Annotated in this window: 2 protein-coding genes; both read left to right on the plus strand. The window is 59.9% G+C overall.

What is annotated here, in order from left to right:
• Positions 1-264 (plus strand): hypothetical protein (locus EN749_RS35340; RefSeq protein ID WP_145991167.1); only part of this gene is annotated, 264 nt, incomplete at its 5' end.
• Positions 265-267: 3 nt separating this feature from the next.
• A partial coding sequence (locus EN749_RS35345) for a DUF262 domain-containing protein (protein ID WP_128364907.1) occupies positions 268-1,657 on the plus strand: 1,390 nt, incomplete at its 3' end.

Below are 1,657 nucleotides of genomic sequence, written 5' to 3' on the forward strand. Positions count from 1 at the left end.
GTCCAGATCGATGACGGTCGCGGCGCCGATGACCCTCTCAACCTCGTGGTCGAGGTGAAAGGATTCCGCGGTCTCGACGCGCAGCTCAAGGCCCAAACGATGGAGACGCTCTGGGTGCCCGGTGTCAACAATTTGAAGACGTTCGGTCGCTGGGGTTTCGCCGAGTTCCGCGATGCGTTTGCTATCAAGGAAGAGTGGGCGAAGTGGCTGGACGCGTTTGTCGCCGCCAGCGCAAGCAGCACAACAATAATGGAGAACGTGTAAGTTATGGCGGGGGCAGCATTCAAGACGAATCCTTTCTACCTTAATGAGTTGCTTAAGGACTGCAGTTCCGGGGTTCTCCAGCTCCCGGATTTCCAGCGCAGCTGGGTTTGGGACGAGGACCGGATCAAGAGCCTAATCGCGTCGGTTTCCCGTGCGTTCCCGGTCGGGGCTCTGATGACGCTCGAGACTGGCGGCGACGTCGACTTCAAGCCGAGGCTAATCGAGGGTGCGCCGGAGGCAGCGAGAACCGCAACCCCGCGGTCGCTACTTCTGGACGGACAGCAGCGCATGACTTCGCTCTACCAGGTCTCGCTTCGTGGTTCGGTGGTCGAGACCATCACGCCGAAAAAGAAGAAGGTGAAGCGCTGGTTCTACATCGACATCCTGAAGGCTCTGGACAGTGGGACGGATCGAGAGGAATCGATTATTGGCGTCCCGGAGGACAGGCTGGTTCGAGAGAATTTTGGCCGCGAGGTCGTGCTTGATCTGTCGTCGCCCGAACGTGAGTTCGAGAACCTTCACTATCCCGTGTCGCAGATATTCGATTGGGATGATTGGCAGGACGGCTACAACGAATACTGGAAGGACGAGGACAAACGCGGGCTCTTCAGGTTCTTCAAGAAGGAGGTTCTGGAGAGTTTCAAGACGTACCAGGTGCCCGTCATCGCTCTTGACCGCTCAACCTCGAAGGAAGCGGTCTGCGTCGTCTTCGAGAAGGTCAACACGGGCGGCAAACCTCTCGACGCCTTCGAGCTCGTCACGGCCATGTATGCCGCCGACGGGCACGAGCTGCGCAAAGATTGGTACGGCGACGGCAAAGCCGACGGCGGCCGACATGGCCGGTTTGCGTCAGCGCTGAAGCTGGCTGACGCCGAGAAGGGTATCCTAGCCGAGGTCGGAAACACCGACTTCCTGCAGGTCGTCTCCCTGTTCCATACACGTGAAAGGCGCAGACAGGCGGAAGCGGAAGGAAAACAGGGCAAAGAGCTTCCGCAGGTTACGGGAAACCGACAGGCGCTGCTCAACTTGCCGCTTGAGGCCTACCTTAAATACCGGGCCCAGGCGGAGCGCGGCTTCCTCACCGCCGCAAAATTCCTGCACATGCAGCACATCTACCGGATCTACGACCTTCCCTATCAGTCGCAGATCATCCCGCTCGCCGCCATCCTCGCCGACATAGGCGACGCATGGGAACACGAGGCGGTTCGGGCGAAGCTGGTCCAATGGTACTGGAACGGCGTGTTCGGCGAACTCTACGGCTCGGCTGTCGACACCCGCATCGCCAGGGACTTCATGGAAGTCCCGGCGTGGATCAAGGGCGGGCCGCCGCCGTCAACGGTGAGCGAAACCATCTTCCGCGCCGACCGACTGAAGACCATGCGCATGCGCCTGT

Source organism: Mesorhizobium sp. M7A.F.Ca.ET.027.02.1.1 (assembly GCF_004022985.1).
Lineage (GTDB): Bacteria > Pseudomonadota > Alphaproteobacteria > Rhizobiales > Rhizobiaceae > Mesorhizobium.